At 65.9% G+C, this 14,144-nt stretch carries 15 protein-coding genes; 9 read left to right on the forward strand and 6 right to left on the reverse strand.

Annotation, left to right across the window (positions count from 1 at the left end; genetic code table 11):
- Positions 1 to 317 precede the first annotated feature (317 nt).
- From ACSFBL_RS20110 to ACSFBL_RS20130, 5 genes are all read right to left on the reverse strand, one after another.
- Positions 318 to 536: a hypothetical protein gene (locus ACSFBL_RS20110; protein WP_435517577.1), complete on the reverse strand. Its 219-nt coding sequence runs from the start codon at positions 534 to 536 to the stop codon at positions 318 to 320.
- Between the two features lie 3 nt (positions 537 to 539).
- Positions 540 to 1,070 (reverse strand): hypothetical protein, encoded by a 531-nt coding sequence (locus ACSFBL_RS20115; RefSeq protein ID WP_435517578.1) that lies wholly within the window; start codon positions 1,068 to 1,070, stop codon positions 540 to 542.
- Positions 1,071 to 1,445: 375 nt separating this feature from the next.
- Positions 1,446 to 1,763, reverse strand: a complete 318-nt coding sequence (locus ACSFBL_RS20120) for a pepsin/retropepsin-like aspartic protease family protein (protein WP_435517579.1) — start codon at positions 1,761 to 1,763, stop codon at positions 1,446 to 1,448.
- 41 nt (positions 1,764 to 1,804) lie between these two features.
- The gene (locus ACSFBL_RS20125; protein WP_435517580.1) at positions 1,805 to 3,202 is read right to left on the reverse strand and encodes an HlyD family type I secretion periplasmic adaptor subunit; all 1,398 of its coding nucleotides are present in this window, start codon (positions 3,200 to 3,202) and stop codon (positions 1,805 to 1,807) included.
- Positions 3,199 to 4,923, reverse strand: coding sequence for a type I secretion system permease/ATPase (locus ACSFBL_RS20130; protein WP_435517581.1), 1,725 nt, complete (start codon positions 4,921 to 4,923; stop codon positions 3,199 to 3,201). The genes ACSFBL_RS20125 and ACSFBL_RS20130 overlap by 4 nt, the downstream gene beginning before the upstream one ends.
- 601 nt (positions 4,924 to 5,524) lie before the next feature.
- On the opposite strand from ACSFBL_RS20130, the gene ACSFBL_RS20135 reads away from it, so the two are divergent.
- Complete coding sequence (locus ACSFBL_RS20135) at positions 5,525 to 5,689, forward strand: hypothetical protein (protein WP_435517582.1); 165 nt, start codon at positions 5,525 to 5,527, stop codon at positions 5,687 to 5,689.
- Between the two features lie 302 nt (positions 5,690 to 5,991).
- Here the strand turns inward: ACSFBL_RS20135 and ACSFBL_RS20140 are convergent, their stop codons facing one another.
- Positions 5,992 to 7,002, reverse strand: coding sequence for an AraC family transcriptional regulator (locus ACSFBL_RS20140; RefSeq protein ID WP_435517583.1), 1,011 nt, complete (start codon positions 7,000 to 7,002; stop codon positions 5,992 to 5,994).
- Positions 7,003 to 7,137: 135 nt separating this feature from the next.
- Between ACSFBL_RS20140 and ACSFBL_RS20145 the strand changes: the two genes are divergently transcribed.
- The 8 genes from ACSFBL_RS20145 to ACSFBL_RS20180 all read left to right on the forward strand — a co-directional run bounded on the left by ACSFBL_RS20145 (position 7,138) and on the right by ACSFBL_RS20180 (position 14,121).
- Positions 7,138 to 8,694 carry a long-chain-fatty-acid--CoA ligase gene (locus ACSFBL_RS20145; RefSeq protein WP_435517584.1) on the forward strand — a complete coding sequence of 519 codons (1,557 nt, stop codon included), beginning with the start codon at positions 7,138 to 7,140 and terminating at the stop codon, positions 8,692 to 8,694.
- A 58-nt stretch (positions 8,695 to 8,752) separates the two neighbouring features.
- A complete protein-coding gene (locus ACSFBL_RS20150; protein WP_435517585.1) occupies positions 8,753 to 9,937 on the forward strand; it encodes a lipid-transfer protein in 1,185 nt (394 codons plus the stop codon).
- Positions 9,938 to 9,947: 10 nt separating this feature from the next.
- The gene (locus ACSFBL_RS20155; RefSeq protein ID WP_435517586.1) at positions 9,948 to 10,388 is read left to right on the forward strand and encodes a MaoC family dehydratase N-terminal domain-containing protein; all 441 of its coding nucleotides are present in this window, start codon (positions 9,948 to 9,950) and stop codon (positions 10,386 to 10,388) included.
- Between the two features lie 115 nt (positions 10,389 to 10,503).
- Positions 10,504 to 10,923: a MaoC family dehydratase gene (locus ACSFBL_RS20160; protein ID WP_435517587.1), complete on the forward strand. Its 420-nt coding sequence runs from the start codon at positions 10,504 to 10,506 to the stop codon at positions 10,921 to 10,923.
- Positions 10,924 to 10,951: 28 nt separating this feature from the next.
- Positions 10,952 to 11,782 (forward strand): SDR family NAD(P)-dependent oxidoreductase, encoded by an 831-nt coding sequence (locus ACSFBL_RS20165; protein WP_435517588.1) that lies wholly within the window; start codon positions 10,952 to 10,954, stop codon positions 11,780 to 11,782.
- 5 nt (positions 11,783 to 11,787) lie between these two features.
- Positions 11,788 to 12,939 (forward strand): acyl-CoA dehydrogenase family protein, encoded by a 1,152-nt coding sequence (locus ACSFBL_RS20170; protein ID WP_435517589.1) that lies wholly within the window; start codon positions 11,788 to 11,790, stop codon positions 12,937 to 12,939.
- 77 nt (positions 12,940 to 13,016) lie between these two features.
- Positions 13,017 to 13,346 carry a hypothetical protein gene (locus ACSFBL_RS20175; RefSeq protein ID WP_435517590.1) on the forward strand — a complete coding sequence of 110 codons (330 nt, stop codon included), beginning with the start codon at positions 13,017 to 13,019 and terminating at the stop codon, positions 13,344 to 13,346.
- Between the two features lie 100 nt (positions 13,347 to 13,446).
- The gene (locus ACSFBL_RS20180; RefSeq protein WP_435517591.1) at positions 13,447 to 14,121 is read left to right on the forward strand and encodes an RICIN domain-containing protein; all 675 of its coding nucleotides are present in this window, start codon (positions 13,447 to 13,449) and stop codon (positions 14,119 to 14,121) included.
- The last annotated feature ends 23 nt before the right edge of the window (positions 14,122 to 14,144 follow it).

Here is a 14,144-nt window from a genome sequence, read left to right on the forward strand (position 1 = left end):
GATCGCGCGGCGGTAGCGGCGTACCTTCCGGCTGCGGCACCAGTGGCGGTGGAGGTATCCCCGTCGTCCCGAGCGGGGAGTTTTCCTCCGGTACCCGGGAGGTCGTGCAGGCCGCGAGGCATGCGACAACACTCAGCAGGACTAGCCCGCATCTACTTCGCGTCATTCTTCTTAGCTCCTTTCGGTAGTGAGTTGACGATGAAACAATCACGGCGCGTACACATGATGTCGCTCCGGGCTCTTGATCGCTTGCAGTCAAGCCTCCCGGATGTCAATCGGACGTGACAAGGTCCACCCGGTTTGCTCTGTGGTACTGGTTAACCGATAAATCGGGGATCGAGGAATTGCCCGTCGGCGAGGCCGATGTTGTCGGCAGCGGTGGCGACGCGGACCGCCCTGGTTCCATTGACCAGCCCATCCCAAAGGGCGTTCAGTGATGTCAATGCCGGATTGTTGATGAGTTCGACGGCTCTCGCGATGAGCGCCGGATCGGAGCCTGTGAGGCCGGAAAGCATGCTTGCGGAGATGATTGTCATAAATTACCTTTCCTTCGTTCGATATCCGCCGCCACCAGCGACGGCGATGTCATTCACACAGGGGTTGCTCGTTACCTGTTGTGTTTTGGAGTCGCGGTCTTGAGTGATCGTGATCGTGAAGCCTTGTGCGAGATAGCGTCCGGGTTCGCTCCAACTGAACATGCCCCAGACATAGGACGGAGGCCGACGATGAGAAGCCGCACGTGGCGAACTGTCCAGATCGACAAACGTCGATCCGGTGTAGACCGCCAACTCGTAGGGACCGAGGCAGAATCCGCTTCGCGCCGGCGATATGACCAGCTCCAGGATTTGAGTCTGCGATTCCCGGAGGATGGTGAAGCGCGCGCCGAGGACGTCAGGAACGTCGGAAGGTGGGTTCATGTAGCGCGTACCGCCAACAATGAACCGTTTGCTGTAAGTGCGGACTTCATCGGGCCGCAGCGGGCGCTCGGTCAGTGTGATCTCCATCTTTTGCTCGATCTCCTTGACGCTTGGTGGCCGCTCATTGGGCGTCTTCGGGTACAGCGTCAGCATGTTGTCCACCAGTCGTTTGATCTCAGGCGGCCAACGGTCCGCAATGCGCGGATCGCGCGGCGGTAGCGGCGTACCTTCCGGCTGCGGCACCAGTGGCGGTGGAGGTATCCCCGTCGTCCCGAGCGGGGAGTTTTCCTCCGGTACCCGGGAGGTCGTGCAGGCCGCGAGGCATGCGACAACACTCAGCAGGACTAGCCCGCTTCTACTTCGCTTCATTCTTCATAGCTCCCCTCGGTAGTGATTGAAATTGATGATGAAACACTCACGGCGCGTGTGCATGCAATCGCTCCTGGGCGCTTGGTCACTTGCAACCGCTACGGACAGAATGGAAAGCTTCATGGGCAGGAAACGCACGGGGGAAGCAAACCCATCCTTTCATTTAGTGCCCGAAAGAAGTCGAGGCTTCGCCGCCGCTTCCCGCTCTACAAACAGTTGCCTCGTCGTGTACGAGACCCAGACTTTTCGAGTCTTGAGAAAGTCCTGCCCGAGGATTCCGGCGTATGGTTTGACGTCGATATCAGACACCTTGAGTTCGACATTGCGGTAGGCCGCTTTTCCGATCTGGATCTTGTCAAAGTGTTGGGAGTAACTCGCCTTTGCAACGCGACTGAGACCGTAGCTCGCCGAACGTGGCGCTTCGGACTTCATCCGGTCAAGTTCCGGAGCTTGTTGGATGAGAGGGTACTGGGTCATCGATATCTTCATAGTGATGTGGCGCCGGGCGGCGGCCCGGTTCATCGTTCGCGCAAGCTGTGCCTGATGCCATCGAGGACCGGATCGAACAGGTACCGCCACGCACTGCGCTCGGTGGTCGGGATGAACACTTCGGCCTGCATGCCCGGAGACAGCACCAGCGGCTGACCCGCGAGCTTGCTGGCGGTGTCCAGTGCTTCAGGGCTCACATTGATGTGCGCGATGAAGTACGGCGCGTTGGGGGCCTGGGGATCGGTCTGGCGATCCGCCCCTACATAGGTCACGCGCCCATCCACCTGAGGCGTCGCACGTGTGCGGTAGGCAGGCAGCATCACATGGGCAAGCGCTCCGTGCGCCATGGTCTTCTGCGCGTCCCGGATGTCGCTCGGCGCAATGCGCGCTTCGATCACCAGTTCCGAATTCGCGGGCACGATGTCCAGCAGCGGCTCGCGCGGGCCGATGGCTGCACCCACGGTATGCACCTTCAGGCCCACGACTTCACCGTCGACCGGGGCAAGCAACTGCTGCCGCGTCTGCGCGTCGAGCGCAGGGCGCAGCGCCTGCTCCGTCTGTGCGAGTTGCGCCGTGATCTCCTTCAACTCGTCAGCCGCCGCACGCGCAAACTCGGTGCGCTGCGCCGAGAGCTTGAGGCGCGTATCCGCCTCTTTCTGCCGCGCCTGAGAGAGCTGGCTCTGGCCCGCCTGCACGCGAGCGCGGTAGTCCGCGACGACCCTCTGCAACTCGGCCAGTCGCGCAGGGCTGATAAAGCCATCGCCTCTCAACTTCTCGTTCATCGCGAGGTCTTGCTGCGCCAGTCTGAGGGCTGATTCGGTGGTGGCGATCAGTTCGCTTTGCGTCCGCGCCTCGCTCTGTATCTGCGCCAACTGTTCACTGAGCCACCTGGCCTGCTCGGTCTGCTGGCGTGCACGCGCGGCGAACAGATCAAGCTCGCGTTGGGCCAGCAGCGTGACCTGTGCCTCGCCCTCGTTGTGCCGCGCGTGCGCGTCCCACGGCTGTTCCAGCGCCTGCAGGTCGGGCGTGAACGACGCACCGCGCGTCTCGGCGCTAAGGCGTTGCACCTTCAGCGTGTTGACGGCCCATTGCTCACGCAGGGACTGCGCGCCTGCCGCCACGCGCGCATCGGCCAGCGTGATGAGGGCTTGGCCCTGCTTTACCCGGTCCCCGTCCCTCACATGAATGGCCGCGACGATGCCGCCCTCGGCGTGCTGCACGGTCTTGCGGTTGCCTTGCGACTTGACTGTCCCCTCGGCAATGACTGCAGCGGCCAGCGGCGCGAGCGCGGCCCAGGCGCTCAGGGCGATGACACCGAGCACGGTGCCGCAAATGCCCGAGCGCAGGGCACGGCGCATTTCATGCCGCCATGCGGGCAAAGGAATGGCCAGGGGATCGTTGGCGGCGGAGTGGTCGGTCGTGTTCATGCACGGGCCTCCCGGCTCGCGATCAGGGCCTGGTTGCGCTTCACCATCCATTGGCGAACCTGCTCGCGCGGGCCGTACTGTTCGACGGCTCCCTGCGCGAGCACCAGGACGTGACTCGCGAGGCCGACGAGGTGGGGGCGGTGCGTGATCACGACGACGGTGCGCCGGCGTTCGCGCAGGCCGTGCAGGCAGCGTTCCAATGCGGCTTCGCCCTCGGCGTCGAGCTGGCTGTTGGGTTCGTCCAACACCACGAGGCTGGGTTCGCCTGCGTCCGGCGTCGCATAGATCGCACGCGCCAGGGCGATGCGCTGGCGTTGCCCTCCGGAGAGCACGTGCGCGCCGGGTTCCTGGCCGATCAGGGTGTCATACCCCTTTGGCAGCGCCGCAATGAGTTCATGTGCGCCCGCGCGCCGCGCCGCGAGCACAACGGCTTCGCTTTGCCCTGGCGTCAGCTTTTCGGTCGGCCTCCACAGGCGCGCAATGTTGTGGGCCACGGTGCCCGTGTGCAGCAAGACGTCCTGCGGGAGAAAGCCCGTGCTCCGTCCACGGGCCTGAGCGCCGTACTGATGCAGAGCCGCACGGTCGAGCGCGACCTCGCCTTGCGTCGGGGCCTGGATGCCCGCAAAAACGCGCGCGAGCGTGCTCTTGCCGCTGCCGCTGGAACCCAGTACCGCGAGCATGCCGCCTGCGGGCAGGTCGAAGCTGACGTTCTGGAGGATCGCAGCCCCGGCAGGCGATAGTCGTACGCCCAACTGACGCACGTTCAGCTCGCCCTTGGTCGGCGGCAGAATCGTCTCGGGCGCCCGGTTCGCCGACTGTGATTCGGACGCCAGGGCGTGCCGCAGGCGGGCGAGCGCGTCGCGTGCCTCCAACTGCTGCTTCCATCCGCCGATCAAAATCTCCAGGGGCGCGAGCGCCTTGCCGAGCAGGATGCTGCCGGCGATCATCACGCCGCCTGTGGCTTGTCCCTGCAAGACCAGCCATGCGCCCGTGGCGAGCATCGCGATCTGCAAGACCTGCCGCGCGAGCTTGCCCAAGCCCTTCAGGCCATGGCCGGGCAGATCTGCGGCCATCCGCGCCGTCGAGGCCTCGTCCCTGATCGCGATGAGCGCGCTGCAGACCTGCCGTTGCTGGCCGTGCGCCTGAAGCACGTCGGTGAAGGCGGCAACCTCGCTGCCCATATGGTGCGCGCGCATGTAGCCTTGTTCGGCCATGCCCACCGCGCCGCGCAAGCGCCATTCGGTGAGCCATGAGAGGCCGATCAGGATCAACATGCCGGATAGCGCAACCGCGCCGAGCAGGGGATGAAAGGCCGCCAACACCAGCAGGTACACCGCGCACCACGGCAGATCGATCAGCGCGAGCAAGGCAGGCCCCCCGACGAATGCGCGCAGGGTGCCGATGTCCCGAAAGAGTTGTTGCGATACCGTGCTTGCCTGCGCGGCGGGGACCTGCAAGGTCAAGGGTATGAGCGCTTGCGTGAGTTGCGCGTCAAGCCCTACGGCTCGTGCCGCATGCCAGCGCACGCGGGCGGTATCGACCACCCACCACGCCGCGAGCGACAGGGCCGCAGCGGCCAGCAGCATAAGCAGGGTCGGTGTGCTGCGGCTGGAAAGCACGCGGTCGTAAATCTGCAGCGTGATCAACGTGGGGATCAGTAGCAACAGGTGCACGACAGCGCCCGCCAGGAATGCGCCAGCCCACTCAGACGAGCTGGGCAATGCGAGGGTTCTCTCGACGCGTACGCGGTTGGCTCTCGTCGCGCGGTGCGGGGGGTGGCCCAGCGAAGTATTGTTGCGCGCGGGCGCTTGGGACTCGGGGAACAAAAGAGGGGCTTTCTTCACTTAAATTTTTGTCGCGGCTCTGATTCGGCCAGTGAGGAAGCAAGGGCGCGCTCCTTGTTCTTGCGACTGAGACTAAGGGGGATGCGTGGCTGCGGTCGATCGGAACAGTCCGAATCGCAATGAAGTGCGCCGCGATGCGCTATCAGACGGTTCTGGAAATCTGTTGAGATTCTTCTGAATGTCTGGAGGGGCTGTCCAAATTTTCGCCGCGACAGATAGGCTTGAGCCACTGCGCGCCACTGCGCGCCACGCGTGGACACACGGCGCGATATACGAACGGAACAGTCCAGGAGGGAGAACCTGATGGGAACACGCTTCAGTCGGCGCACATGGGATGGAACCTACGAGTACTACGAACGAAGAGTCGCTGCGAGAGGTCGAGCGCCGCGAAAATAGCGAATCACGCGCAACCGTGTTCGGACTGGTTGGGCTGCTGTTGGGCGGCATCGTGACCTAACTCGTGCTGGCGAAGTACAGCATGGAGTGGCCGAAGTGGCTGCGCTTCGGCCTCGTTTTGGCGGGAGCGACCATCGCTTGCTGCGCGCTGGCCAAGTTCGCCGATCTCATCTGTAACATCATCGGGGCGGTTGTCTTAATGGCCATCGTGTACGGCATCGGCGCGTTGATCTGGAAGGTTATTTAAGGGCTTCGGCGTTCACCCAGCCTTCCCGCTGCAAGATCTCGATGAAACCCATCTGTACCGCATCGATGAGGTACTTCCTCAGGGTGCGTCCGTCGACATAGGCCGATGCGGCTCGTACGCTCGCGACGGTGTCGCTTAAGCAAGCGAACCCGAGTTGCGCGGCCAGACCTGCGATGTTCGCTTCCCTTGCTGCAACTCCACAGGTGGGTCCTTGCGGACGGAACAGGCACCCTCAGCCCTTCCTCTTCGCCACGGTGCCGGTGGCGCGATCAACGCCGGGGCCAAGTGCAGAAGTCGACTTCTCAAGCCCCGCCACGCCGGTAAACCCCCGGCGCACTGCCGGTCCAGCACTTGAACGCGCGCTGGAACGCCGCCGTATCGGCAAAGCCGAGCTCATGCGCAATGGCGGCCATCGGCACCGTGCTGGTGTTCAGGCGTTGAATCGCCACGTCGCGTCGCAATTCGTCCTTCAACGCCTGGAACGCCGTGCCTTCGACGGCCAGACGGCGCTTGAGTGTCGTCGTCGACATGTTCATGGCACTCGCCGTCGTGGCAAGGTCGGGCCATTGCGGCTGGGTTTCCAGCAGGTGCCTGCGCACGCGCTCGCCGACCGCATCGTCGCCTCGCCGCGGCACGATGATCTGGGCCTGCGCATCGGCCAGAAAGGTGCGCAGTGCGGCCTCGTCGCGGCGCACTGGGCGGCGAAGTCGCTCGGCCTCGAACCAGAGTGCCGACAGCGGCTGCTCGAACTGCAGGGGCGCGGTGAAGATCGCGGCGTAGCCGCCGTTGTAGGGCGGGCTCGCGAAAGCGAAGTCGAAGCGTGCGGCCGGCAACTGGCCGCCGGCCAGCCACGCGAGCAGCCGCCACAGCGCGCGCATCAGCAACTCATGCAGGAAAGTCGGCCGCGCGGTCGACGGACTGGCGAAGCGCAGGCCCCAGCCGGCCAGCGGCCCTTCGCACACGGCATCCAGCACGAGGTCGTCCTGCAGCAGCAAGAGCGTCCTTGCAATGCGACGCATGGCCGCTTCCAGCGTGGGCGCCCCCAGCGCGGAGTGGGCGATCAATGCAAAGCTTCCGCGCCTGAGCGGTCGAGACAGGAAGCCCAGCATCTCGTCATCGAGGCGGTTCGTCAGCAACTGGAACAAGGCCACGTACTGCGCCGCGCCGACACGGGCCCCGGGCATTGCGAGCAGTTCGGGCGCAATGCCGGCGTCGGCGACGAAGCTGTCAGTGGAAACGCCACGTGCCACCACGCCGGACAGCATGCCGTGCACAAACGCGATCGGGATCGTGACCGGGGGCTTTTGCGTCATGCACGAGGGCGTCCTGATTTGAGCTTTTCTGCCATTGAAACGACCTGAAACGCAATGGCGCGCAAGGTCATCGGTTTCTACCATTCGCCTTGCACACAAGACACCCGTGCATTCACGGGTGAGAAGGAGACAAGCATGTACCTGACCCAGAGTTTCCATCGCGCGATCTCGACACGGCCGGGGGCCATCGCCAGCGTGTACCGCGACCGGCGTCGAACCTTCGCGCAGATGGGCGACCGCGTGGCGCGCTTGGCCGGCGCCTTGCGGAAGCTCGGGCTCCAGCCCGGCGACCGCGTCGGCATGCTGGCCTTGAATTCCGATCGTTACCTCGAGTACTACATGGCGGTGTACTGGGCCGGTTGCGCGGTCAATCCGGCCAATATCCGCTGGAGCGCCGCCGAGATCGCCTTTTCGCTCGACGATTGCGACACCCGGGTGCTGATCGTCGACGATCAGTTCGCACCGATGGTGCCGGAGTTGCTTCGGCGCTCCGTGGCGCTGCGCACGTTGATCCATGCCGGCGATGGCGCCACGCCCGAAGGCATGCTGTCGTACGAGACGCTGATTGCCGAGTCCGAGCCGGCGGAAGACGCCGGGCGTGGCGGCAGCGACCTGGCCGGCGTCTTCTACACCGGCGGCACCACCGGCTTCCCGAAGGGCGTGATGCTGTCCCACGCGGGCCTCTACGTGAACGCCCTGGCGATCGTCGCGGAAGGTGCCGTGCGCGATGGCGACATCGGCCTGCATGCCGCCCCGATGTTCCATCTGGCGGACGGCGCCTTCATGAACGCGATGTTCGCGTGCGGAGGGACTCACGTGATGATCCCCGCGTTCACGCCGCTCGCGGTGCTGGAGGCGATCGGGCGCGATCGCATCACCGCATCGCTGCTGGTGCCGACGATGATCCAGATGACGGTGGACCATCCGGAAGTGCCCCGGCACGACCTGTCCAGTCTGCGCAGCGTGATCTACGGCGCCTCGCCGATCAGCGAGGCCCTGATCGACCGCGCCACGCGGGCCCTGCCGCGGGTCGGCTTCTTCCAGGCCTACGGCATGACGGAGCTCTCACCGGTAGCGACGATGCTCAGGCCGGAATTCCACACCCGGGAGGGCCGGGCCCTGGGCAAGGTCCGTTCCGCGGGCCGCCCGACCTACTGCGTCGAATTGCGCATCGAGGACATCGACGGAAGCGAACTGCCGCGGGGAGAAGTCGGCGAGATCGCCGTCAAGGGGCCCGGAATGATGCTGGGCTACTGGAACAGGCCGGAAGAATCCGCCCAGGCCCTGCGCGGCGGCTGGATGCACACCGGCGACGCCGGGCGCATGGACGAGGAGGGCTTCGTGTTCGTCGTCGACCGCATCAAGGACATGATCGTCACCGGTGGCGAGAACGTCTACTCGGTCGAGGTCGAGAACGCCGTGCTCCAGCACGCCTCGGTCGCCGCCTGCGCGGTGATCGGCATCCCGTGCGACAAGTGGGGCGAGCAGGTGCATGCGGTGGTGGTGCTCAAGGCCGGCGCTGCCGCCACGGGCGAAGACATCCAGGCGCATTGCAAGACGCTGATCGCCAACTACAAGTGCCCGCGCAGTATCGAGTTCATTGCGGCGCTGCCGCTGTCCGGGGCGGGCAAGGTGCTGAAGACCGCATTGCGCGCGCCGCATTGGGAGGGCCGGGAGCGGGCCATCGCCTGACGGTGGCCGTTCCTGCCCATTCACTTCCTTCTTCTCTCCACGGTTTCAGGAGCATTCGATGAGCCAGAACGTCTTCGTCGCCGGGGTCGGCATGATCCCCTTCACCAAGCCCGGCACCAACGAGCCCTATCCGCAGATGGCCGCGAAGGCCACGCGCGCCGCACTGGCCGATGCCGGCATCGGCTACGAGCAGGTGCAGCAGGCCTACGTGGGCTATGTTTACGGCGACTCCACCGCCGGCCAGCGATCGCTCTACGAAGTCGGCATGACCGGCATCCCGGTGGTCAACGTCAACAACAACTGCTCCACCGGCTCGACGGCGCTGTTCCTGGCCCGGCAGGCGGTGGCCAGCGGCGCCGCCGACTGCGTGCTGGCGCTCGGCTTCGAGCAGATGAGCCCCGGGGCGCTCGGGGCGGTGTTCAAGGACCGGCCCAGCGCTTTCGAGCGCTTCGACGCCGCCACGGACGAACTCGTCGGCCAGGGCGATGTGCCGCTCGCGCTGCGCTACTTCGGCGGGGCCGGTCTGGCGCACATGGAGCAGTACGGGACGAAGTTGTCCACCTTCGCGAAGATCCGCGCCAAGGCCAGCCGTCACGCGGCGAACAACCCGCTCGCGCTGTTCCGCAACGTCGTCACGGAAGAGGAAGTCATGAACTCGCCCATGATGTGGCCCGGCGTGCTGACCCGCCTGATGGCCTGCCCGCCCACCTGCGGCGCGGCCGCGGCCATCGTCTGTTCGGAGAAGTTCGCCAAGGCCCACGGCCTGGATCGCAGCGTGCGCATCAAGGCGCAGGCGATGACCACCGATCGCCCGGTCACCTTCGAGGCGCGCGACATGCGCGAGGTCGTCGGCTTCAGCATGGCCCAGGCCGCGGCCCGGCAGGTCTACGACGCGGCCGGGGTCGGCCCGCAGGACATCGATGTCGTCGAACTGCACGACTGCTTTGCCCAGAACGAACTTCTCAGCTACGAAGCGCTCGGCCTGTGCCCGGTGGGCGGCGCCGAAAAGTTCGTCGACGACGGCGACAACACCTATGGCGGCCAGGTCGTGACCAACCCGTCGGGCGGCCTGCTCAGCAAAGGCCATCCGCTGGGTGCCACGGGCCTGGCGCAGTGCACGGAACTGGTCCAGCAACTGCGCGGCACCGCGGACAAGCGCCAGGTCCAGGGTGCGCGGCTGGCGCTGCAGCACAACCTCGGGCTCGGCGGCGCCTGCGTCGTGACCCTCTACGAACGCGTCTGAGAGGCAAGCCATGATCGACAGGAAATGGATCGGCCACGAACTGCCTGCGTCGGTGCTGCCGATCGAGCGCAGCCGGCTGCAGTTCTTCGCCAAGGCCATCGGCGAGACGGACCCGCTCTATATCGACACGGCCGTGGCGCGGGACGCCGGCTATCCGGACCTGCCGGCCCCACCAAGCTTCCTGTTCGCGGCCGAGCTCGACTCGGGTGCCGCGTTCCGGATGGTCGAGGACCTGCAGATTCCCATCGCCAAGCTGCTGCATGGCGAGCAGAGCTTCGTCTACCACCGCTCGGCCTGCGCTGGCGACACGGTGACGGTGCGCTCCACCATCAGCGACATCTACGACAAGAAGAACGGCGCGCTCGAGTTCGTCGTCAAGACCTCGCGCGCCACCAATCAACGCGACGAACTGGTCGCCGAGTTGCGCTCGGTGCTGGTCTGCAAGAACTAGGCACAGCCCCAGGCTCGTCCACTTCGCGTGGCTCCCACACCCCCTTGCAGGGGGCAACACCGGCGGGCCGGCAAAGCCGGTCCCGCGGTGATTCTCGACAAAGGAACAACTTGCGATGTCTCAACACACATTCGAATCCGTTCACGTCGGTGACGAGCTGCCCGCCCTGCAACTGCCGCCGGTGAACCGCACGACGCTGGCATTGTTCGCCGGCGCCTCCGGCGACCACAACCCCATCCACATCGACCTCGACGTGGCACGCCAGGCCGGCATGCCCGACGTCTTTGCGCAGGGCATGCTGGGCATGGCCTGGCTCGGCCGCCTCATCACAGGCTGGGCGCCCCAGAGCCGGCTGCGCCGCTTCGACGCGCGCTTCCAGGGCATCACGCATCTCGGCAACGCGATGCGGTGCAGCGGCCGCGTCGTCGAGAAGCTCGAGCACGGCGGTGAACGCTGCGTGCGCATCGAGCTGCAGAGCGCCAACCAGTTCGGGCAGACCAAGATCGTCGGCGAGGCCGTGGTCGCGCTGCCCTGATTCCCTTCACTTCCGGAGCATCCCCATCATGACAAGCAAACTCGACGGCAAGGTTGCCCTCATCACCGGCTCGGGCCGCGGCATCGGGCGCTCGATCGCGCTCAAGCTGGCCAGCGAAGGCGCGCGCATCGTGGTCAACGACCTCGACGACGGCCCGGCCCAGGAGACCGTGGCGGCCATCCGCGAGGCCGGCGGCCAGGCCGTGGCCTGCGCAGGAAGCGTGAGCGCGCCGGATTTCGCCGAACGCTTCGTCGGCCTGGCCACCAGCGAGTACAAGGGCCTGGACATCATCGTCAACAACGCCGGCTACACCTGGGACAACGTGATCCAGAAGATGACCGACGAGCAGTGGTACGCGATGCTCGACACCCATCTGACGGCGCCGTTCCGCATCCTGCGCGCCGCGCAGCCGGTGATCCGTGCGCTTTCCAGGTCCGAGGCCGAAGGCGGCCGACGCGTCGTGCGCAAGGTGGTCAACATCTCGTCGATGGCCGGCCTGTTCGGCAACGCCGGCCAGGCGAACTATTCGACCGCCAAGGCCGGCATTGTCGGCATGACGCAGACCCTGGCCAAGGAATGGGGCCGGATGAACGTCACCGTCAACTGCGTCGCCTACGGCTTCATCAAGACGCGGCTGACCAGCAGCGCCGCCGGCGAGTCCACCGCCAGCATCGATGGGCGCGAGATCAAGGTCGGCGTCAATCCGGACCTGCTGGCGATGATGGAGAAGACCATCCCGCTGGGCCGCGGCGGCACGCCCGACGAGGCGGCGGGGGCCGTGTACCTGTTCTGCATCCCCGAGTCCGACTACGTCAGCGGCCAGACGCTGATGTGCAGCGGCGGCCTCACCGGCATCTGACGGCCATGCTGCCGCAGCTTTACCACCATCGCTGGATGGACGAGGACATCGACGCGTTCCGCGAACAGGTTCGACGCTACGTCGTGGGCGAATTGGCGCCGCACGTCGAGGGCTGGCGCCGCCAGGGCTACATCCCGCGCGAGGTCTGGCGCCCGTTCGGGCAGATGGGCTTTCTGCTGCCCGAACTCGACGAAGCCTACGGCGGCGCGGGGGCGTCGCTGGCCTGTCAACTCGTGGTGCAGGACGAACTGGCCAAGGTCGAGATCCCGGCCAACACCGGCGTGCACAACCTGGCCGCGCACTACATCCTCGACTACGGCACCGAGGCGCAGAAGCGCCGCTGGCTGCCGCGGATGGCCAGCGGCGAATTGCTCGCCGGCATCGCGCTGACCGAACCCGGCTGCGGCTCCGACCTCAAGGCGCTGCGCACGCGCGCCCGGCGCGATGGCGACGACTACGTCATCGACGGCGCCAAGACCTTCATCACCAACGGTTTCACCGCGAACCTGCTGGTAGTGGCCGTGCGCACCGGCGATGCCGGCAGCCGCGGCGTGTCGCTGGTCGTGCTGGAGACGGAGGACCTGCCGGGTTTCCGCGTCGGGCGGCGGCTGGAAAAGCTGGGCCAGCATGCCTCCGACACCGCGGAGCTGTTCTTTGACGGCGTGCGCGTGCCGGCCAGCCACCTGCTGGGCGACCGGGAGGGCGAGGGCTTCGTGCAACTGATGAGCCAGCTTTCCTACGAGCGTCTGTTCATCTGCGTGCCGGCCGCAGCGGCGATCGAGCGCGCGGTGGCATTGACGGTGGAATACACGCGGCAACGCAAGGCGTTCGGGCAATCCGTCGCCGATTTCCAGAACACGCGCTTCAAGCTGGCCGAGTGCGCGACCATCGCGCACGTGGTGCGCAGCTTCGTCAACGACTGCATCCAGCGCATGCTCGACGGCACGCTCGACCAGGAGGCCGCCTACATGGCCAAGTGGTGGTGCACCGAGCAGCAGGGCAGAGTGATCGACGAGTGCGTCCAGCTCTTCGGCGGCTATGGCTACATGGCCGAATACCCCATCGCCCGCCTGTACGCCGACGCGCGCGTGCAGCGCATCTACGGCGGCACGACCGAGATCATGAAGGATCTGATCGCTCGAAAGCTCTTCGCATGAAGCCGCCCCTTTGACGAGCGCGCGCTGCGGGGCCAAGATCGGCGAGAGCAGAAACCCAGAGAGTCGCAATGAAATCGATGCCTTCCGTTTTCGGACGCAGCCGGACGACACCCGCAGCCGCGACAGGCGCGCACGCCATCGGCACCGCCGCATTGGGCTCCGTCGCGCTTGGCGCGGTCGCGGTCGGTGCCCTGGCCATCGGCGCCTTGTCGATCGGCTGGCTCTTCGTCGGCCGGGTCCGGATCCGTCGGCTGGAGATCGACGAGCTCGTCGTTCGCCGCGTTCGTGTCATCGAGCAGCTCACGACACCGCCACCGCCCGACCCCGACGCCGCCATCGACGCGTCGAACCCGGTCGCCGGGACTCGTCGAGCAGACCGCAGTCGACGATCCTTCTTCGCGTATTGACGCCTGAAGGCGGATGGTTCAGTCTTCCGCTTCCGGACCTGGCAGGCGGTGCCGCAGCGGTTGTGGCATCGAGGCGGTCGCGTCGCGGACGGAGGTTGTCATGCTTGTTGAACGCATCGCGCTTCGCAGTGCCGGGGTTTTCAGAACCCGGCTTCTTCCCGTGCTGATGTTGTCGGCCGCTTGCGTGCTCGCCGCGATGCCTCGCACTGCCGCTGCCGACGACGTTCCGTACTTCTACGTGGTCAATTCCGGGACGCTCATGATGGCCGACGTCGTCGCACGCCGCACGGATGACGGTGCGCCGGTGGTCCTCTGGCCGAACTACGGTGGCCCCAGCCAGCAGTTCAGCATCCAGCGGCTGCCGCGTTCAGCCAATCCGGAGCCCTTGCAGGAGCAGTGGTTCCTGTTGCGGGCGCGGCATTCGGGGAAATGCCTGAAGACCGCCGGTTTCCAGGCGGGCGCGGCCATCGTCCAGGAGACATGCAGCGGAGACGCCTCCCAGTTGTGGCGTTTGCGGCCCGTGGTCATGACGGCCGCCGAATGTCGGGCCAGCGGTCAATGCTTCATGGGCCGCCGGACGGTCCTGGAGAACTATCACGACCGCGGGCGGCGCTGCCTCGATGCCGCGAACGTCGAACTCGGGACGCCTCCCCAGCAAGGAGAAGGCTTGCACGCCCGGAACTGTACGACGAGGTTCAGCGCGCCCAACGCCGTCAACCAGGAGTGGGAACTGGTCGACGTACAGAACTGGGATGCGCCGTTCAACGTGAGGTGAAGTTCGGTCGCGGCCATGCTCAC

This window comes from Variovorax glacialis (assembly GCF_051216375.1).
Lineage (GTDB): Bacteria > Pseudomonadota > Gammaproteobacteria > Burkholderiales > Burkholderiaceae_C > Variovorax.